The sequence below is a fragment of the Arthrobacter sp. Cza30 genome (assembly GCF_059090765.1).
Map to the genome: position 1 here is coordinate 104795 of NZ_JBNHGA010000009.1, position 19203 is coordinate 123997.

Annotated in this window: 13 protein-coding genes; 4 read left to right on the forward strand and 9 right to left on the reverse strand. The window is 70.7% G+C overall.

Going from position 1 to position 19203, the window contains the following annotated elements; genetic code table 11:
* Window positions 1-33 precede the first annotated feature (33 nt).
* The 4 genes from infB to AC5RVZ_RS27070 form a co-directional block, all read right to left on the reverse strand.
* Window positions 34-2808, reverse strand: a complete 2775-nt coding sequence (gene infB, locus AC5RVZ_RS27055) for a translation initiation factor IF-2 (RefSeq protein WP_494068707.1) — start codon at window positions 2806-2808, stop codon at window positions 34-36.
* A gap of 56 nt (window positions 2809-2864) precedes the next feature.
* On the reverse strand, window positions 2865-3137 hold the full coding sequence (locus tag AC5RVZ_RS27060) for a YlxR family protein (protein WP_494068708.1): 273 nt from the start codon (window positions 3135-3137) through the stop codon (window positions 2865-2867).
* 52 nt (window positions 3138-3189) lie between these two features.
* The gene (gene nusA / locus AC5RVZ_RS27065) at window positions 3190-4173 is read right to left on the reverse strand and encodes a transcription termination factor NusA (RefSeq protein ID WP_494068709.1); all 984 of its coding nucleotides are present in this window, start codon (window positions 4171-4173) and stop codon (window positions 3190-3192) included.
* 112 nt (window positions 4174-4285) lie between these two features.
* Entirely contained in the window at window positions 4286-6160 is a 1875-nt protein-coding gene (locus tag AC5RVZ_RS27070; RefSeq protein ID WP_494068710.1) for a lipase family protein, read from the reverse strand.
* Window positions 6161-6261: 101 nt separating this feature from the next.
* Between AC5RVZ_RS27070 and AC5RVZ_RS27075 the strand changes: the two genes are divergently transcribed.
* Entirely contained in the window at window positions 6262-7077 is an 816-nt protein-coding gene (locus tag AC5RVZ_RS27075) for a DUF1206 domain-containing protein (protein WP_494068711.1), read from the forward strand.
* Between the two features lie 84 nt (window positions 7078-7161).
* On the opposite strand, the gene AC5RVZ_RS27080 is transcribed toward AC5RVZ_RS27075, so the two are convergent.
* Window positions 7162-9192 (reverse strand): PhoX family protein, encoded by a 2031-nt coding sequence (locus AC5RVZ_RS27080; protein ID WP_494068888.1) that lies wholly within the window; start codon window positions 9190-9192, stop codon window positions 7162-7164.
* Window positions 9193-9416: 224 nt separating this feature from the next.
* On the opposite strand from AC5RVZ_RS27080, the gene AC5RVZ_RS27085 reads away from it, so the two are divergent.
* Window positions 9417-9968: a pyridoxamine 5'-phosphate oxidase family protein gene (locus tag AC5RVZ_RS27085; RefSeq protein ID WP_494068712.1), complete on the forward strand. Its 552-nt coding sequence runs from the start codon at window positions 9417-9419 to the stop codon at window positions 9966-9968.
* Between the two features lie 45 nt (window positions 9969-10013).
* On the opposite strand, the gene AC5RVZ_RS27090 is transcribed toward AC5RVZ_RS27085, so the two are convergent.
* Window positions 10014-11810, reverse strand: a complete 1797-nt coding sequence (locus tag AC5RVZ_RS27090) for a proline--tRNA ligase (protein WP_494068713.1) — start codon at window positions 11808-11810, stop codon at window positions 10014-10016.
* Between the two features lie 70 nt (window positions 11811-11880).
* Here AC5RVZ_RS27090 and pcp point away from each other — a divergent pair, with 70 nt between their 5' ends.
* Entirely contained in the window at window positions 11881-12516 is a 636-nt protein-coding gene (gene pcp / locus AC5RVZ_RS27095; RefSeq protein WP_494068714.1) for a pyroglutamyl-peptidase I, read from the forward strand.
* A gap of 66 nt (window positions 12517-12582) precedes the next feature.
* On the opposite strand, the gene AC5RVZ_RS27100 is transcribed toward pcp, so the two are convergent.
* The 3 genes from AC5RVZ_RS27100 to nhaA all read right to left on the reverse strand — a co-directional run bounded on the left by AC5RVZ_RS27100 (window position 12583) and on the right by nhaA (window position 16989).
* Complete coding sequence (locus tag AC5RVZ_RS27100; RefSeq protein WP_494068715.1) at window positions 12583-13773, reverse strand: benzoate/H(+) symporter BenE family transporter; 1191 nt, start codon at window positions 13771-13773, stop codon at window positions 12583-12585.
* Between the two features lie 103 nt (window positions 13774-13876).
* Window positions 13877-15028, reverse strand: a complete 1152-nt coding sequence (ispG, locus tag AC5RVZ_RS27105) for a flavodoxin-dependent (E)-4-hydroxy-3-methylbut-2-enyl-diphosphate synthase (RefSeq protein ID WP_494068716.1) — start codon at window positions 15026-15028, stop codon at window positions 13877-13879.
* Window positions 15029-15117: 89 nt separating this feature from the next.
* The gene (nhaA, locus tag AC5RVZ_RS27110) at window positions 15118-16989 is read right to left on the reverse strand and encodes a Na+/H+ antiporter NhaA (RefSeq protein ID WP_494068717.1); all 1872 of its coding nucleotides are present in this window, start codon (window positions 16987-16989) and stop codon (window positions 15118-15120) included.
* A 249-nt stretch (window positions 16990-17238) separates the two neighbouring features.
* On the opposite strand from nhaA, the gene AC5RVZ_RS27115 reads away from it, so the two are divergent.
* Window positions 17239-19200: an anthranilate synthase family protein gene (locus AC5RVZ_RS27115; RefSeq protein WP_494068718.1), complete on the forward strand. Its 1962-nt coding sequence runs from the start codon at window positions 17239-17241 to the stop codon at window positions 19198-19200.
* Window positions 19201-19203 lie beyond the last annotated feature (3 nt).

The following is a 19203-nucleotide window of genomic DNA, read 5'->3' on the forward strand; positions in this document are numbered from 1 at the left end:
GAGGAGGCATCCGTCACCGGAGCCGTCGATGGGTCAGCCGCGCGGCTTCTCCACCATTTCGGTGGTCTCGATCTCGTCGCCGACCTGGATGTCGTTGTACTTGCCGAGACCGATACCGCACTCGAAGTCCGTGCGGACCTCGGTGACGTCGTCCTTGAACCGGCGCAGCGATTCGATGGCCAGGCCGTCGGCGATGACCACGCCGTCCCGGATGACGCGCGCCTTGGCGTTGCGCGTGATCGTGCCCGAGCGGACGATGACACCGGCGATGTTGCCGAACTTCGAGGAGCGGAACACCTCGCGGATCTCGGCCACACCCGACTGGACCTCTTCGTACTCCGGCTTGAGCAGGCCCTTCAGCGACTGCTCGACGTCGTCGATCGCGTTGTAGATGACCGAGTAGAACCGGACGTCCACACCCTCGCGTGCGGCGCGCTCGCGCGCCTTCGTGTCGGGGCGGACGTTGAAGCCGATCACGATCGCGTTGTCGATCGTGGCCAGGTTGATGTCGGATTCGGTGATCGCGCCGACGCCGCGGTGGATGATCCGCAGCTGGACCGACTCGTCGACCTCGATCTTGAGCAGCGACTCCTCGAGCGCCTCGACGGCACCCGACACGTCGCCCTTGATGATGAGGTTGAGCGACTCGACCTTGCCCTCTTCGAGAGCGCGGGTGAAGTCCTCGAGCGATATGCGCTTGCGGGCCTTGGCCAGCTGGGCGTTGCGCTCGGCGGCTTCGCGCTTCTCGGCGATCTGACGCGCGGTGCGGTCCTCCTCGGTGACGATGAAGGTGTCACCGGCGCGGGGCACCGAGTTCAGACCCTGCACCTGCACCGGGCGCGACGGCGCGGCCTCTTCGACCGCCTCGCCGTTCTCGTCGATCATGGCGCGGACGCGGCCGTAGGCCGTTCCTGCGACGATCGCATCGCCGACACGCAGCGTGCCCGACTGGATGAGCACCGTGGCGACCGAGCCGCGGCCCTTGTCGAGCTTGGCTTCGATCGCGACACCGCGCGCCGCCTTGTTGGGGTTGGCCGTGAGGTCCAGCCCCGCGTCGGCGGTCAGCAGCACCGCGTCCAGCAGGTCCTGGATGCCCGTGCCCTGGCGCGCCGACACGTCGACGAACATGACGTCGCCGCCGTACTCCTCGGCGACCAGACCGTACTCGGTCAGCTGCTGACGGACCTTGGCCGGGTTGGCCTCGGGCTTGTCGACCTTGTTGACCGCGACCACGATCGGCACGTTCGCCGCCTGGGCGTGGTTCAGGGCCTCCACCGTCTGCGGCATGATGCCGTCGTCGGCGGCGACCACGAGGATCGCGATGTCGGTCACCTGCGCACCGCGGGCACGCATGGCGGTGAACGCCTCGTGACCCGGGGTGTCGATGAAGGTGATCGCGCGCTCGATGCCCTCGTGCTCGGTCCAGACCTGGTAGGCACCGATGTGCTGCGTGATGCCGCCGGCCTCCCCCGCGACCACGTTGGTCTGGCGGATGGCGTCGAGCAGTCGCGTCTTACCGTGGTCGACGTGACCCATGACGGTGACCACCGGGGGACGGATCTCGAGGTCTTCCTCGTTCTCCTCCTCCAGCTCCTTCTCGAGGTCGAGACCGAAGCCCTCGAGGAGCTCCTTGTCCTCGTCCTCGGGCGAGACCATCTGGATCTTGTAGCCGAGCTCGGCGCCGAGGACCTCGAAGGTCGCCTCGTCGAGCGACTCGGTCGCGGTGGCCATCTCGCCCAGGTTGAACAGGATCGTCACGAGCGTGCCGGGCTGGACGGTGTAGCCGCGGATCGCCTCGAGCTTGTCGGCGAAGTCGGAGATCGACGCGCCGCGCCGCAGCCGGATGATCTCGCCGTTGCCCTTCTGGACGTTGACGCCACCGACCTGCGGGGCATCCCGCATCTCGAATTCCTGGCGCTTCGCGCGACGCGACTTGCGCTGCTTGGACTTGCCGCCGCCCTTGCCGAAGGCGCCCGCCGTGCCGCCGCCGGGTCCACGGCCGCGACCACCGCCGCCGCCGGGACGACCGGCGAAGCCGCCGCCACCACCGGGAGCGCCGCCGGGGCGCTGGAAGCCGCCGCCGGCGCCACCGCCGGGACGACCGGGACCGCCGGGACGCTGCTGGAACGGCGCGCCGGGACGACCGCCGCCGCCGGGACGACCGGCGCCACCGGGACGGGGAGCGCCGGGCCGCGGGGCGCCAGGACGAGGAGCCTGCGGACGCGGGATGTTGCCGGGGGTCGGGCGCTGACCCATGCCCTGCGCCGATGCGAACGGGTTGTTGCCCGGGCGGGGGCCGGCGGGACGCTGACCCATGCCCTGCGACGACGCGAACGGGTTGTTGCCGGGCCGCGGCGTGCCGCCGGGACGCGGCGGCTGCGGGGTCGCAGCGGCCGGGCCGGGCTTGGGCGCGGAGGGCGTGGACGGCGCCGCGGGTGCTGCGCTGGACGGGGTCTCCGCGGCGGACGGCGCCGCCGGCGCCGGAGCTGCAGACGACGGCGTGGGCGCGGCCGGACCGGGCTTGGCAGCCGGCGCGGCGGGCGCGGAGGGCCGGGCGGGCCCAGGCTTGGCGCCGCCGGGCTTGGCGGCGGGTGCACCGGGCCGGGCGCCGGCGGCCTTGGCGCCGTCGTTGGCCGGCTTCGCCGCGCCGTCCGCCTCGAGGGCGGCGCGCAGCTTGCGAGCCACCGGGGGCTCGATGGTCGACGAGGGGCTCTTGACGAACTCGCCGAGTTCCTTCAGCTTGGCCAGAGCGACCTTGCTGTCGACGCCGAGTTCGGAAGCGATCTCGTGCACGCGTGGTTTAGCCACAATTCTCCTGTCTAGGGTCCACCCAGACAGGGCAGACCGTTAGTCGCGGACGGGTCTCATTTCGAGCCGTTCACTTTGTTTCCATAGCTGTTCAGCCGTTTCTCGATGGTCTGCGTGTCAAGCGGGCCTGACACACGCAATGCCCGCACGAAGGCGCGGCGCCGGATCGCGGCTTCCACGCACTCGCGCGTCTCGTGGACCCACGCGCCCCTTCCCGGCATCGATGCGCGCTCGTCGGGGACGAGGACGGAATCGATGGATACCACTCTGAGCAGAGAGGACCGGGGAGCACGCGTGCGGCATCCGACGCACGTCCGTACGGGTTCCATGTTACACCTCACGGCTGGGCGGCCGGCGCAGCGGCCACGCAGCCATCGGAAGTCACTCCAGGATCGAATCCGGCTGGATGTCGATCTTGGCGCCGGTGAGCTTCGCGGCCAGTCGCGCGTTCTGGCCCTCCTTGCCGATCGCCAGCGACAGCTGGTAGTCGGGCACCAGCGCGCGCACGGCCTTGCTCGAGGCATCCAGGATGAAGCTCGAGGTCACCTTCGCGGGCGACAGCGCGTTGGCGACGAACTTCGCCAGCTCGGGGTCGTAGTCGACGATGTCGATCTTCTCGCCGCCCAGCTCCTCCGTCACGGCGCGGACCCGGCGACCGAGCTCGCCGATGCAGGCACCCTTGGCGTTGATCGACGGGTCGTTCGCCTTCACGGCGATCTTCGTGCGGTGACCCGCCTCACGCGCGAGCGAGACGATCTCGACGAGTCCCGCCGGGATCTCGGGCACCTCGAGGGCGAAGAGCTTCCGGACGAGTCCGGGGTGGGTGCGGGACACGGTGATCGACGGGCCCTTGGCGCCCTTCGACACGCTCGTGACGTAGACGCGCAGGCGCGACCCGTGCGCGTAGTCCTCGCCGGGCACCTGCTCCTCGGGAGGAAGGATCGCCTCCACCGTGCCGAGGTCCACGTGCACCATCCGCGGGTTCGGGCCCTGCTGCACCACGCCGGCGACGATGTCGCCTTCCTTGCCGCGGAACTCGCCCAGCACCGCGTCGTCGGCGATGTCGCGCAGGCGCTGGCTGATCACCTGCTTGGCTGCGAACGCGGCGATGCGGCCGAAGTCCTCGGGGGTGCTCTCCTCCTCGCCGATGACCGCGCCCTCGTCGTCGAGGAGCGGCACGTACACGGCCACGTGCCCGGTCTTGCGGTCCAGTTCAGCGCGAGCGCCTGCGGGAAGCTCGCCCGTGGGCGACGTGTGCTTGGCGTAGGCGGTCAGGATCGCCTGCTCGATGATGCGCACGAGCTCGTCGAAGGGGATCTCCTTCTCTCGCTCGACGGTACGCAGCAGTCCGAGATCGATGTCCACTGTGGCCTCCCTATTCAGCTCTCACCGGCGCGTCGATGCGTGCCGGAACCCTACAACGTTACCGGATGGCCCGCCCATGCGTCCGGTCGGCGGAGCCAGGGACGGCTCGATGTCAGCGTGTGCAGTCGTCGACAGGGGGCTCGGCGTAGCCGAGGCGCTGATCGGTCCACTTCACGAGCACGGGCAGGAAGCGGGAGGACGGCAGCAGAGTCCCCAGATGGTCGTAGCCCCGGTACACGAGACGCCTGATCTGCACACCCTCCGCGCACAGCCGGTCGACGTACTCCTGCTGCAGATGGGGCGGGATGACCTCGTCCTGGTCACCCCACGCGATCAGCAGCGGGTGAGGCCACGGGCCCAGCGCGGCGTTGTCACCGAGGCGTCGTCCCAGCGCGCCGGCCGTGAGGTCGCCGACGTACAGCGGTCGGTCCTCCGCGACACCCAGCGCGGTCGCGACCGACACCATCACCCCGGGCTCCTCCGGGCAGCGCTGCGTCATCTCGCGCACGATCGTCTGGGCTCCCGGAGCGACGTAGCGGGACAGCTCCACGTCGTCGTACGTGTCGGCGTACGGCACGAGCACCCAGGAGATGAGGATCGACAGCAGCACGTTGGCATCCCCGGCGGTCAGCTCCTCTGCGAGCGACAGCGGGTCGCCCGCGGGCGCCAGCGCGGCGACGCCGAGCATCTCGAGCTGGGGCGCGTACTTCTCGGCGATCTGCGACATCCACAGCGCCGCATGCCCGCCCTGCGAGTGACCCCACGCGATGGTGCGCGTGGACAGGACGAGCCCCTCGATCTCCTGTGCGGCCAGCACCGCGTCGAGCGACGACCGGGCCTCACCGCGGCCGATCAGGTACGGGAAGACCCCGGGCGCGCCCTGCCCGGTGTAGTCCGAAGCCACGACGATCCAGCCCTTGGCGATGACCTCGTCCAGCGCCGGTATGGCCCACTTGGTCGCCGAGGCATCCCGCAGGCTCGGGGCGCATCCCCGGGCGACGCCGGTCGTGCCGTGATTCCATGCGATCACCGGGCGCGCTCCCGGGGGCGTCTCGTCCGGCACGATCACCAGCCCGCTCGCGACCGCCGGCTGCCCGACGGCATCCCTGGTCGTGTAGAGGATGCGGTGGACCTGCGCTCCCCGCGGCTCCTGGCCGGGGAACTCCGCCACCCTGATCAGGCGCCCATGCTCGTACGGGACGACCTCCGGCGGGTCGTAGAACGCGTCGACGACCGGCGCCCCGTCGACGAGCCAGGCGTTCGCCCACCAGCCGCCCCCGGCGGCGGCGAGCAGGAGCCCGGCGAGGCCGAACCGACCGGCGGCCAGCCACGCCCGACGCGAACGCACCGTGCGCGGCGCCGGGGCGTCCGACCGGCCGCCGGAGGCATCCGCCCCCGCCGCGGTGGCGTCGGGCACCGTACGACGACCCTCGACGAAGGCGCGCACCGCGCGCACCAGCAGCGTGGCGCCGAACAGGATCGTGCGGATGCCGAAGACGATCGCCACGAGCAGGACCGTGACATCGGGCCAGGCGATCGAGAGGATGCCGAAGACGATCTGCGCGATCGCGAGCGCGGCTGACAGCGCTCGCTCGCTGACCCGTCCCCGCGCGAGCGCGTCGTACGCCGACGCGAGACCGCCGACCAGGAGAAGGACGGCCACGAGCGCCGGCAGCAGCTCCAGCGTGCGACCGAGTCCGATGAGCATCGCCAGGCCGACCAGCAGCCATGCGCCGCCGAAGACGGCACGCGACCACAGCGGCGACTCGGGCGCGGCGAGCAGGCGCGCCACCCCGGAGAACACCGCGCTCAAGCCGATGTAGATGGTCAGCAGCACGAGAGAGGTGAGAGGACGCGTGACGATGAGCAGCCCGACCAGCAGCGAGAGCGCGCCCACGACCACGAGCACGGACGGCGGAGCGCCTCGGACCAGGCGCGGCGCGATGCTCCACGCCGCTGCGGCGCCTCGCGTCCCCTCCCGGCTCATCGGCCCCATGATAGGTGCGACGCCCGTACCCGCCCCTGGCATCGCGCGGGCCCGACGTCAATCCCATGGGTGCGGTCATGGGCCCGCCCTACCGTGGACGGGTGACGACCAGCGCGAGGCAGAGCGCCCGGAGAACCGCCCGGGAAGCGGAGTCGAGCACGCCCTTGCGCTTCCTCGCTCGCGCCGGCTACGCCGGGGACGGCTTCGTCCACGTGCTGATCGGCGTGATCGTCCTCGTGGTGACATTCGGCGGGGACGGCGAGAGCGACCAGACCGGCGCCTTCAAGGCAGTGGCCGATGCGCCGCTGGGATTCGTCGCGCTGTGGACCCTGACGGTCGTGCTGTGGGCATTGGCCCTCTACCACTCGTTCGAGGCCGTCCTGGCCCGCGGCCAGGACGAGGTGCGCAAGTGGGGCCGCCGCGTGAGCGAGATCGGACAGGTGATCGCGTTCGCGACGCTGGGTGTGATCTCGGCCATCGTCGCGGCAGGTGCACATCCCAGCGGAGAGCGGGCGGTGGAGACGGCCAGCGGCGCCCTCCTGTCGATGCCGGGCGGCGCGTGGCTGCTGGCCGCCGCAGGTGTCGGCATCACGATCGGCGGCATCGTCTTCGCCTGCTTCGGCCTCGGCCGCCGATTCCGGCAGCACACCACGATCCCCGGGGGCGTCCTCGGCGTCGCCGTGACGGCTCTCGCCGTCATCGGCTATGCGGCCAAGGGACTGGCGCTCACCGTCGTCGGCGTCCTGCTGGTGATGGCGGCGGCGACCCTGGACCGCGAGGTGGCGGGCGGCATGGACGGGGCCGTGCACGCGCTCGTCCGTCTGCCGTACGGGCCGTGGCTCGGCGGCGTCGTCGGTGTCGGCCTCATCGCGTACGGCCTGTTCCTCTTCGCGCGCGCCCGCTTCACGCGGCTCTGACGATCGTGATCGCTTTCGTCGCGGGCTCGGCGATGAGGAGACGGCGGGCCGGATGATCCCGGCCCGCCGCATTTCCCCCCCGCGTCAGGCCCGATAGACCTGCACGACCGACGGACGCGGCGCGTTCGAGACGTCACCGGGCGCCGACGAGCCGTAGTCCGGGAAGAGCGACGTGGGCGCCGCGAAGGTGCCCTCCTCACCCGGATGCTGCACCGCGACGAACACGAGGCCCTCGCGGTCGTGGATGACCGGTCCGCACGTCTCGGCGTCGCGCGGCACGGCGAGGAACTGCTGGACGTGCCCGCGCTCGGGGCCCTCCAGCGGAACCTTGTACAGGGCGTCGTTGTAGCCGATGGTGCTCGGGGCGCCATCGGTGGAGATCCAGAGGTTGCCCTCGGAGTCGAACGCGACGTTGTCCGGGCACGAGATCGGCGAGACGAGCTCGCGCGGGAAGCCGGCGAAGTAGGTGTTCGCGTTGGTCGACGGGTCACCGCACAGCAGGAGGATGCTCCAGCCGAAGGTCGTGCCGGACTGGCCCGCCGTCTCGGTGAGCTCGATGACGTGGCCGTATCGGTTGCCGGTGACGGGGTTGGCCTCGTCCAGCGGGGAGGATGCGCCGCCGCGCTGGGAGTTGTTCGTGAGCGCGACGTACACCTTGCCCGTCTTGGGATTGGGCTCGACGTCCTCCGGCCGGTCCATCTTCGTCGCGCCGACGGCATCCGCAGCCAGGCGCGTGTACACCAGCACCTCTTCGGTCGTGAACCCGGGGACCATGGAACGTCCGTCGAGCGTCAGCGGGATCCACACGCCCGTGCCGTCGAAGGCGCCGTCGGAGGGAAGCTGACCGGTCCCGGTGATCTCGGTCGCGGGCGAGTCGCCCGAGAACTTGGCGACGTACAGATCGCCCTCCGCCAGCAGCTGCATGTTCTTCTTGCGGGAGCCGGTCATCTTGTTCTTGGAGACGAACTTGTAGAGATAGTCGTTGCGCTCGTCATCGCCCATGTACGCCACGACGCGCTTGTCCTGACCGACGATGACGTTCGCACCCTCGTGCTTCATGCGGCCCATCGCGGTGTGCTTGCGCGGCGTGGACGTGGGGTCGTCGGGATCGATCTCGACGATGTACCCGAAGCGGTTGGGCTCGTTCACGAAGCCGGGGTCGTGCGCGTTGAAGCGCGGGTCGTACGTCTCCCAGCCGGTCGAGGTGGAGGTCGAGGCGGATGCCTGGTAGCGGCGCTGTCCCGGGGTGTCGGCGGCCCACGCGAAGTAGCCGTTGAAGTTCTCCTCGCCGGAGAGGATCGTGCCCCACGGCGTGGTGCCGCCGGCGCAGTTGCCGAGGGTGCCGCGCACCCACCGACCCTCGGGGTCGTCCGCGGTCTTCACGAGGGCGCTGCCGGCAGCCGGTCCGGTCAGCTCGAAGACGGTCTCGACGGTGATGCGGCGGTTGCGACGGCCGTCGACGACGTAGCGCCACGGCTCACCGGTGCGCCGGCGCTCGAGCTCCACCACCGAGAGGCCCTGCGCGGCCTTGTAGATCTCGCCGCGGCGCCGAAGCTCGGCCGGGTCGCTCGTGGGCGGGAACATGATGCCGGGGTTGACGTACTCGTGGTTGTTCACCAGCACGCCGCGCTTGCCGTTCGGGTCGGCGAGGATGTCGAGGTAATCGCTGTTGTAGCCGAACTGCAGCGACTGCGCCTCGGGGGTCTGGGCGGCGATGTCGAACACGGGCGCCTGCGAGAACAGCGGGTCGCCCCAGCGGATGATGGGGCTCCAGGTGTAGCCAGCGGGGACGGTGAAGGCGTCGACGGTGCGCGCGACCGGGGCGATCGGCTCGAAGGGCAGGCCCGCGGTCCCCGGGCGCCCGAAGGCCGCTCCTGCGCCGGCGGTGCCCGCCGCGCCCGGACCCGACGTCGGGGTGGAGCGCAGTGCGCCGACGGCGATGGCCACGGCGCCGGCGGCGCCCAGGCCAAGCAGCGCCCGGCGGGAGAGAGCCATCGAGGCGATGTCCTGGAAGTGCTGGTTCGCCGACGTGTTGCACTCCGGTCCCAGGCACGCGTTCGCGCACTTGAACTGGCACGTGACGGCCGAGCGCTTGCCTCGGACGTGGTCGGCCATGGGCAGCGGCCTGCGGTGGTTCTCGATGATGCTCACGGTGTACGCCCTCCTCGACGTTCGATGGCGCCAGCGTCGTCGCGTCCGCCGACCTGGTCGGGAAGGACCGGTGAACGGCAGGCGACGGGATGATGAGAGACCCCTCATCGTTCCCGCCCGGCCGAGGCGAGGCATCCGGTCATGTCAAGGGCCTGCGCGCGTCGGCGGTGGACACGCAGAGTGGGCGCATGGCTGACACCACACCGCGGGAGAACGGGTCGGGCGGGGATGGACCGGAGGAGGTCGGCGGCGCCGAGGCGATGCGCCGGGTGAAGGAGCTGGTGGAGGACATCGACTTCACGATGCTCACGACGATCGATGCCGCGGGCAGGCTCGTCAGCCGGCCCATGAGCACCCGGCAGATGGACGATGCCGGCGACATCTGGTTCTTCACGCTGGACGACTCGAAGAAGATCGCCGAAGCCGAGGCCGATCCGGGACACGACGTGGGCTTGTCCTACCTCGACAGCAAGGGGCATCGCTACGTGTCCGTGGCGGGACGGGCCACCGTCATCCACGACGAGGCGAAGATGAAGGAGCTCTACTCCCCCGACCTGCACATCTGGTTCGAGAAGGGTCTGGACACCCCCGGCATCGCGCTGCTGCGCGTCACCCCGATCGAGTGCGAATTCTGGGAGCCCAAGCACGGCAGGCTCGTGACCGCCGCCGGCATGCTCAAGGCGCTGGTGACACGCGACACCCCGGACGACACGATGCGGCACGGGCGCGTGGTCCGCTGAGCGGCACCGCCCGTGCGGAGGACCTGACGCCGGTGGCGTGCGGTGTCAGCCGCGAAGGCGCGTCAGGGCCTCCGCCGCGGGCACCACGTCTCGCTCTCCCGACCGCCGGTTCCACAGCTCGACCTGTCCCTCGGCGGCGCCACGGCCGACGATCACGATCTTCGGCACGCCGATCAGCTCGGCGTCGCCGAACTTCACGCCCGGCGAGACCTTGGGTCGGTCGTCGTAGAGGACGTCGAGACCGGCTGCCTCGAGCTGGGCCGACAGCGAGGCGGCGAGCTCGTAGGCCACCTCGTCCTTGCCCGTGGCGACCACGTGCACATCGAAGGGCGCGACCGGCTCGGGCCAGATGAGGCCGCGGTCGTCGTTGTTCAGCTCGGCGATGATCGCGAGGATGCGGGTGACGCCGATGCCGTAGGAGCCCATCGTGACGGTGACGAGCTTGCCGTTCTCGTCCAGCACCTTCAGCCCCAGCGTCTCGGCGAAGAAGCGGCCGAGCTGGAACACGTGCCCGATCTCCATGCCGCGGGCGAGCTCGACCGGTCCGGACCCGTCGGGCGCCGGGTCGCCTTCGCGCACATTCGCCACCTCGACGAAGCCGTCGCCGGTGAAGTCGCGTCCCGCCACGAGAGTGTGGACGTGCTTCTGGTCGATGTTCGCGCCGGTGATCCACGCGGTGCCGTCCACGACGCGGGGGTCCAGCAGGTACCGGATCCCCGTGGCCGAGTCCTCGCCGAGGATCGGGCCGGTCTCGGACCATGGCCCGATGTAGCCCTTCACGAGCAGCGGATTGCTCTCGAAGTCCTGCTCCGAGGCCTGCTCCACCGTGGCCGGTGCGAAGGCGACCTCGGCGCGCTTGTCGTCGACGTCCCGATCGCCCGGCAGGCCGACGATGACGAGCTCGCGCGTGCCGTCGAGGTGGGTCAGTGCGAGGACGACGTTCTTCAGCGTGTGCGCGGCGGTCCACTCGGTGGCGTGCTGCGTCGCGGGGCCTGCGATGCCCGGAGCGGGCTTCTCGAGGTGCGCGTTGGCGTGGTCGACCAGCGTCTGGATCGTCGGGGTGTCGGGCGAGTCGAAGATCACCGGCGCCCCGAGGCCGTCGAAGGGAAGGGGCGCGGGCGCCACCGTGGTGAACGCCTCCACGTTCGCCGCGTATCCGCCCGCCGAGCGAACGAAGGTGTCCTCTCCGACCGGCGTCGGGTGGAGGAACTCCTCGGACCGGGCGCCGCCCATGAGGCCGTTGTCGGCCTGCACGATGACGTATTCGAGGCCGAGACGCTGGAAGATCCGCTCGTACGCGTCGCGCTGACGCTGGTACGAGGCATCCAGCCCCTCGTCGGTGTAGTCGAAGGAGTACGCGTCCTTCATCGTGAACTCGCGGCCACGCAGCAGGCCCGCGCGCGGCCGCGCCTCGTCGCGGTACTTGTCCTGGATCTGGTAGATCGCCAGCGGCAGATCCTTGTACGAGGAGTAGAGGTCCTTCACGAGCAGCGTGAACATCTCCTCGTGCGTCGGCGCCAGCAGGTAGTCCGCACCCTTGCGGTCCTGCAGGCGGAAGATCCCGTCGCCGTAGGACTCCCAACGCCCGGACGCCTCGTACGGCTCGCGGGGCAGCAGCGCCGGGAAGTGCACCTCGTAGGCGCCGGCGTTCGCCATCTCGTCGCGGATGATGGCCTCGATCTTCGCCTTGACCTTCAGCCCCAACGGCAACCACGCGAAGATGCCCGGGGCGTTGCGCCGGATGTAGCCGGCGCGCACGAGCAGCCTGTGGCTCGCGACCTCGGCGTCGGCGGGGTCTTCGCGGAGGGTGCGGAGGAAGAAGTGCGACAGACGGGTGACCACGAGCGTCAAGTCTAGGACGCGCAGCCCGCCGGGCCCGCCCGGCGAGAGTCGCTGCGCTTAGCCTGGAGCGATGACCACTGTGCTCCTCACCGGCTTCGAGCCGTTCGGCGGGGACGCCGCGAACCCCTCGGGCGAAGCGGTGCACCTCGTCGCCCAGCGATGGAGCGGGCCCGAGGAGCTCGTCACGGCCGTGCTCCCCGTGACGTTCCGGGGCGCTGCCGACCAGCTGAAGGCTCTCGTCGCCCGTCACGCCCCCGACGTCGTCATCGCGTGCGGGCTGGCAGGAGGACGCGCCGCCATCGGCGTGGAGCGGGTGGCGCTGAACCTCATCGACGCGCGCATCCCCGACAACGACGGAGAGCAGCCGGTCGACGTGCCGAGCGCGCCGGGCGCGCCGACCGCGCACTTGAGCACCCTGCCGGTCAAGGAGATCGTGCGCCGGATCGCGGCCAACGGCGTGCCCGCCGAGGTCTCGCACTCGGCCGGGACCTTCGTCTGCAACCACGTCTTCTTCACCGCGCTCGAGTCGGTCCACGCCTCCGTGCGCGCCGGCTTCATCCACGTCCCCTGGTCCGCCGAGCACGCGCCGTCGCCGGATGCGCCCTCCCTGCCGCTTCTGGACATCGCGCGCGCGCTCGCGGTCGCCGTCCGCGCGAGCATCGACGTCGAGGACGACGCGCGTGTGACCGGCGGCGCGATCCACTGACCGCCGGCACGGCGAGGCAACCGTCGGTCCATGTGATCGCCGGAGGCCGACGGGGGCGGCTCGGGGTCAGCGCGTCCGTCGCCCGGCGTGGAGCACCTCGCGGACCACGAGACCGGCCAGAAGCGCCCAGAACGCCGCACCGACACCGGCGATGGCGATCCCGGATGCCGCGACGAGGAACGTCACGACGGCGGGCAGCCGCTCCCCCGTATCGTCGATCGCCTGCTGCACCGCCGCACCGAACGCGCCGAGAAGGGCGACACCGGCGACGGCGGGCATCACGGCCTCCGGGGCGACGACGACGAGCGCGACGAGGGCGGCCGACAGCCCGCCGAGGACGATGCCGGCGACCCCGGTGGAGACGCCCGCCACCCATCTGCGGTGCGGGTCGGGATCGGCATCCGGCCCTGCGGCCAGCGCAGCGCTGATCGCGGCCAGGTTGATGCTGTGACCGCCTGCCGTCGCTGCCGCCGCGGTGCCCACGCCGGTGACCAGCATCGCCGGCCGCCACGGCACTTCGTACCCGAAGCTCCGCATGATGGCGACCCCGGGGACGTTCTGCGACGCCATGGTGACGAGGAACAGCGGCAGCGCGATGCCCACCACCGCCCCGAGCGTGAAGACAGGCGCCGTCGGCTCCAGCCGCGGCAGCAGCGCCGCAGGGTCGACCTTCGCACCCGTCGTGAGCACGTGCACCCCGATGACCACGGATGCCGCGACGAACGCGAGCGGCACCGACCACCGGGGTGCGATCCTCACGAAGACGAGCCACGTCAGCACGACCGGGATGACGCCCCACGGGTTGACCACGACGCCGGTGATCGCCGCCGAGCAGAGCGGGAACAGCACGCCCGCGAGCATCGCCTGGGCGATCGACGGCGGAATGCGGGCGATCAGGCGCCCGAGCTGCGGCCACAGCGCGGTGAGGAGGATCAGCGCCGCTGTGACGAGGAATGCCCCGACGGCGGCCGGCCAGCCGCCCTCCACGGTCCCGGTCGAGGCGAGGACTGCGGCGCCGGGGGTGGACCACGAGACCGTGATCGGCATGCGATAGCGCCAGGCGAGGATGATCGACGCGACGCCCATCGTCACGCACAGCACCAGCAGCCCGCTCGCCGCCTGCGCGGCGGTCGCTCCGACGGCATCCAGACCGGTCAGGACCACCGCGAAGGCGCTCGTCACGCCGACCAAGGCGGTGATGATGCCGGCGACGATCGGCCGGGACAGCGGGGCGCGGTCGGTGCGGATGTCGGTCATCAGGGTTCGACGGTAGCCGAATGTCCGCTGACGCACCCGGGTCCAACGGCGGGTGGGTGGACCGGCGTGTCAGGCGACCCCGAGCCGTGCCATCCTCGCCTGGTCAGGCCGTGACGACCTGCGCGGTGCCGAGCGGCGCGTTGGGACCCATCTCGTCGGCGATGCGATTCGCCTCCTCGATGAGCGTCGCGACGATGTCCGCCTCGGGCACGGTCTTGATGACCTGCCCCTTGACGAAGATCTGTCCCTTGCCGTTGCCGGACGCGACGCCGAGGTCTGCTTCGCGGGCCTCGCCCGGTCCGTTGACGACGCACCCCATCACGGCGACGCGCAGCGGGACCGTCATGTCCTTCAGGCCCTCGGTCACGTTGTCGGCGAGCGTGTATACGTCCACCTGCGCACGACCGCACGACGGGCACGAGACGATCTCCAGCTTGCGCTCGCGGAGATTCAGGGACTGCAGGATCTGGTGGCCGACCTTCACCTCCTCGGCGGGCGGCGCCGAGAGCGACACGCGGATCGTGTCGCCGATGCCCTCCGACAGCAGGATGCCGAACGCGGTCGCGCTCTTGATCGTCCCCTGGAACGCCGGCCCTGCCTCGGTCACGCCCAGGTGCAGCGGCCAGTCGCCGCGCTCCGCCAGAAGACGGTAGGCCTTGACCATCACGACGGGATCGTTGTGCTTGACCGAGATCTTGAAGTCGTGGAAATCGTGCTCCTCGAACAGCGACGCTTCCCACACGGCGCTCTCCACGAGCGCCTCCGGCGTCGCCTTCCCGTACTTCTCGAGCAGACGCCTGTCGAGCGAGCCCGCGTTCACGCCGATGCGCAGCGAGACGCCGGCCGCCTGCGCCGCCTTGGCGATCGCGCCGACCTGGTCGTCGAACTTGCGGATGTTGCCGGGGTTCACGCGCACGGCGGCGCAGCCGGCGTCGATCGCCTGGAAGACGTACTTCGGCTGGAAGTGGATGTCGGCGATCACCGGGATCTGGCTCTTCGCGGCGATGATGTGGAGCACGTCCGCGTCGTCCTGCGACGGCACCGCGACACGCACGATCTCGCATCCGGATGCCGTGAGCTCGGCGATCTGCTGCAGGGTCGCGTTGATGTTCGTGGTCGGCGTCGTGGTCATCGACTGGACGCTGATCGGCGCGTCGCCGCCGACGAGCACCTTGCCGACCCGGATCTGACGGCTCTTGCGACGGGGGGCGAGCGTTTCGGGGACCTTGGGCATCCCGATGTTGACGGCTGGCACGCATCCAGCCTACGCGGCGGGGTCGCACCGGGGCTGGCCGACGGCTGAGCGCCCGCCGAGACTCGCCCGCTCGCGGCGCGCAGCCGCATTCAGGTTCCGGATGCCGTCGGGGCCGTCTCCTCCAGCGCGCGGATCAGCGTGCGTGCGTCGTACGGACCGACGTGGCGCACGCCGTTGATGAAGAAGGTCGGCACCGAGGTGATGTCCATGGCCTCGGCATCCAGCATGTCGTCTCGGACCCGACCGGTGACCTTCGGCGAGCTGAGGTCCTCCTCGAAGCGGTCGACGTCCAGGCCGAGAACGCGCGCCCGACGGATGATGTCCGACGGCAGCTGGTGCTCCTGGTCGGCGAACAGGCTCCGCGCGAACTCGGGGAGTCTGCCCTGCAGCGCCGCCGCCTCCGCCGCCTCGGCCGCGGCGAGCGCATTCGGATGCTGCCTCTCCAGCGGCGCATGCCGCCACACGTAGAGCAGCCGGTCGCCGAGTTCGCGACGCACCTCCTCGATCGATCCGGACGCCTTCGAGCAGAAGGGGCATTGGAAGTCGCCGTACTCGACGATCGTCAGCGGCGCGTTGACGTCGCCGTAGATGTGGTCGCGCTCCGGGTCGATCGGACGAACCAGCGTCCGGCCGCCGTCCTCGTCGGGACGGCGGGCGTCGGAGATGCGGAAGGCGATCGCCGCCAGCACGAAGGCGATGACGGATGCCGCGAGCACGCCCACGCGCGCCTCGTTCTGCACCGCATCGTCGTCGATGGCGAGGTCGACGATGAAGAGCGAGATCGTGAAGCCGATGCCGCACAGCAGTGCACCACCGGCGATGCGGTCGAGCGTCAGTCCGAGACCGAAGTCGCCGAGATGCAGCCGTCTGATCAGCGCGGCTGCCCCGAAGACGCCGATGAACTTGCCGGCGACGAGCCCCACCACGACCGCCCAGGTCACAGGCGACTGCGCCGCGGCGAGCAGGATCGGACCGGTGAGCTGGACGCCGGCGTTGGCGAGGGCGAAGAGCGGCAGGATCACGTAGGCGACATACGGGGCGTAGGCCGACTGCAGCCGCTCGTTGATGGAGATCGACTCCCGCAGACTGTTCGCGGCGAGCCGGGCATACTCGCTGTTCGGCGACTGGCGGAAGGTGCGCGCCAGTTCCAGAGCCTGCTCGACGTCGCGGCGGTTCGGACGGTACACCGGCACCAGCAGGGCGATCGCGACGCCGGCCAGCGTCGGGTGCACGCCCGACGCGAGGAAGGCCAGCCACACGATGATCGACAGCGTCGCGTAGATCGGCCCGCGGCCACGTGGGACGTACCGCGTGAGGAAGATCCCGACGAGTCCGAGGGCGGCCACCAGCAGCGGCAATGGCGTGAAGTTCTCGGTGTAGAACAGCGCGATGATGCTAAGCGCCCCGATGTCGTCGACGACGGCGAGAGCGAGGAGGAAGACGCGGAGGCGACCCGACGCCCGCGGCCCGACCAACGCGAGCGCCCCCACGAGGAACGCGGTGTCGGTGGAGATCACGACACCCCATGCGTGCTCATGACCGGACCCGTTCGCCACGAGGAGGAACAGCAGGGCGGGAAGAAGCAGACCCGCCACGGCGGCGAGGACCGGGATCATCGCCCGCGACCAGCTCGTCAGCTCGCCGATCGCGAACTCTCGGCGCACCTCCAGCCCGACGGTGAAGAAGAAGATCGCCATGAGCGCGTCGTTGACGAGCGCGTGGAGCGTGAACTCGAGCCGGATGTCCCCCACCCCGATGGACAGATGGGTCTCCCAGAAGTCGTGGTACGAGCCGAACGAGATGTTGGCCCAGACGATCGCGGCTGCTGTGGCCAGCAGCAGAAGAAGGGCACCCGTCCGCGCTTCCCCGACATTGCGGATCCTCTCCGCGATGGACGGGCGGCGCCGAGGCCCGGGCCGTTCGGGCTCGGGCGATCGCCCGATCGTCGTGAGCTGCGTCATCGGTCCTCGTCGTCGCTCGAGATCTGAGGGGCACCGGCGAGATCCCGGCGCACCGCGACCAGTATCCTGCGGTCCGATCCCGTCCGGTAGCGCGAATGAGGACCATCGGGGCCGGTGTGGTAGGTTCGGCGCATGTCCGCGCGACTTCACTGGTGGCTCACCGCATAGGCGGTGGGTTCGCGCGACCACGACCGCCTCCGGGCGGTCTTCTTTTTCGTAGGGCGACCGCCCCCACGACGAAAGAGTTGAATGACCGGGCCTGCCCACTCCCCCGCTCCCGATGTCCCCCACCTGGCCGATCTGGCCGGTCGAGGCATCCCCTTCGCCCTCATCGCCCGCGACGGCGTCACCGTGGAGGTGCTCACCGGCGACGTGGTCGACGTCGACCTGCTCGGTGACATCCCGCTCGCGGATGCGTCGGGAAGGCCTCGTGAAGTGCTGGCGCTGGTCCCGTTCCGTCAGGTTCGCGAGCGCGGCTTCGCGTGCCACGATGACGGGGCGCCGCTGCGGTGCCTCGTGGTGGAGCGGCATGTCGCCATGGCGCGGGATGAGGCGCTGGCCCAGCTGCCGACCGAGACAGTGCCGCTCGAGGATGCGGGCTTCGACATCTCGGACGAGGACTACGCCGAGATCGTGCGCCGCGTCATCGCGGACGAGATCGGTCGCGGCGAAGGGGCGAACTTCGTCATCCGGCGGGACTTCACCGCCGGCGTGCCCACGGATGCCGCCACGGCGGCGCTGACGTGGTTCCGGGCGCTCCTGGAGCACGAGCGCGGTGCGTACTGGACCTTCGCCATCGTCACGCCCGGGCACGTCGCTGTCGGGGCGAGCCCGGAGGCGCATGTGAGCGCGCGGGACGGCGTCGTGACGATGAATCCCATCTCGGGAACCTTCCGTCACCCGGAAGGCGGCGCGACGGCAGAGACCCTCAGCCGCTTCCTGGAGTCGACGAAGGAGACCGAGGAGCTCTTCATGGTCGTCGACGAGGAGCTGAAGATGATGAGCGCGGTCTGCGCGGACGGCGGCCGCATCACCGGACCGCATCTGAAGGAGATGTCGCGCCTGACGCACACGGAGTACGTGCTGCGGGGCCGAAGCCGCATGGACCCGCGCGACATCCTCCGCGAGACGATGTTCGCGCCGACGGTGACGGGATCGCCCATGCAGAACGCGTGCTCGGTCATCACGCGGCACGAGCGGACCCCGCGCGGCTATTACTCCGGCGTCGCGGCGCTGTTCACGCCGCGCCCGGCAGCCGCATCCGGCGCCGCCCCGACGGACGAGCCGACCCACGACCTCGACGCTCCGATCCTCATCCGCACCGCGTACCTGGTCGACGGCCGGCTGCGTGTGCCCGTGGGTGCCACCCTCGTGCGCCACTCCGACCCGTACGGCGAGGTCGGAGAGACGCACGGCAAGGCGGCCGGCGTTCTCGGAGCGATCGGGGCGGTGCCGCGCGACGCCGCGGCCGAGGTCGCCGCCGCACAGATCGACGAGGACGCGCCCGCACCCACGCCCCGGCGACTGGCCGACGACCCGGCCATCGCGACGCTGCTCGCGTCACGGAACGCGCGACTGGCGGACTTCTGGCTGAACCCGCAGGGCGGTGACGCCGACGGGCCCTTCTCCGGCCGTGCGGCGCTGGTCGTCGACGCCGAGGACCGCTTCACGACGATGCTGGCCCACCAGCTCCGCCACCTCGGCCTGGACGTCGAGATCGCCGCGTGGGACGACGTGACCGACGATCGGATCGACGGGGCCGAACTGCTGGTGTCGGGCCCCGGTCCGGGTGACCCGCGCGATGCCTCCTCGCCGCGCATGCGGCGCATGCGGGACGTCGTGGCGCGCCGCCGCTCCTCAGGCCGGCCGCTCCTGGCGGTCTGCCTCAGCCACCAGATCCTCGCGGACTCTCTCGGCATCGAGCTCGCGCCGCTCGCGGCACCGCACCAGGGTGTGCAGAAGACCGTCGACGTGTTCGGCGCACCGGCCTCGATCGGCTTCTACAACACCTTCACGGCGCGGGTCGCCCGGGCCACCGATCGTCTCGGCGAGGCCGAGGTCGCGGCGGATCCGACCACCGGGGACGTGTACGCGCTTCGCGGCCCCGGCTACGCCTCGGTGCAGGGCCACCTGGAGTCGATCCTGTCGCGCGACGGCATGATCACCTTGCAGCGTCTGGTCGAGCACGCGCTCACGCCGGTCGACGCCTGAGAG

Coding starts and splice junctions, on each gene's coding strand:
- AC5RVZ_RS27070 (WP_494068710.1), bottom strand. CDS start 6,160: ATGAGCCGGGAGGGGACGCGAGGCGCCGCAGCGGCGTGGAGCATCGCG.
- pcp (WP_494068714.1), top strand. CDS start 11,881: ATGACCACTGTGCTCCTCACCGGCTTCGAGCCGTTCGGCGGGGACGCC.
- AC5RVZ_RS27115 (WP_494068718.1), top strand. CDS start 17,239: ATGACCGGGCCTGCCCACTCCCCCGCTCCCGATGTCCCCCACCTGGCC.
- AC5RVZ_RS27060 (WP_494068708.1), bottom strand. CDS start 3,137: ATGGAACCCGTACGGACGTGCGTCGGATGCCGCACGCGTGCTCCCCGG.
- nhaA (WP_494068717.1), bottom strand. CDS start 16,989: ATGACGCAGCTCACGACGATCGGGCGATCGCCCGAGCCCGAACGGCCC.
- AC5RVZ_RS27080 (WP_494068888.1), bottom strand. CDS start 9,192: ATGGCCGACCACGTCCGAGGCAAGCGCTCGGCCGTCACGTGCCAGTTC.
- AC5RVZ_RS27100 (WP_494068715.1), bottom strand. CDS start 13,773: ATGACCGACATCCGCACCGACCGCGCCCCGCTGTCCCGGCCGATCGTC.
- AC5RVZ_RS27085 (WP_494068712.1), top strand. CDS start 9,417: ATGGCTGACACCACACCGCGGGAGAACGGGTCGGGCGGGGATGGACCG.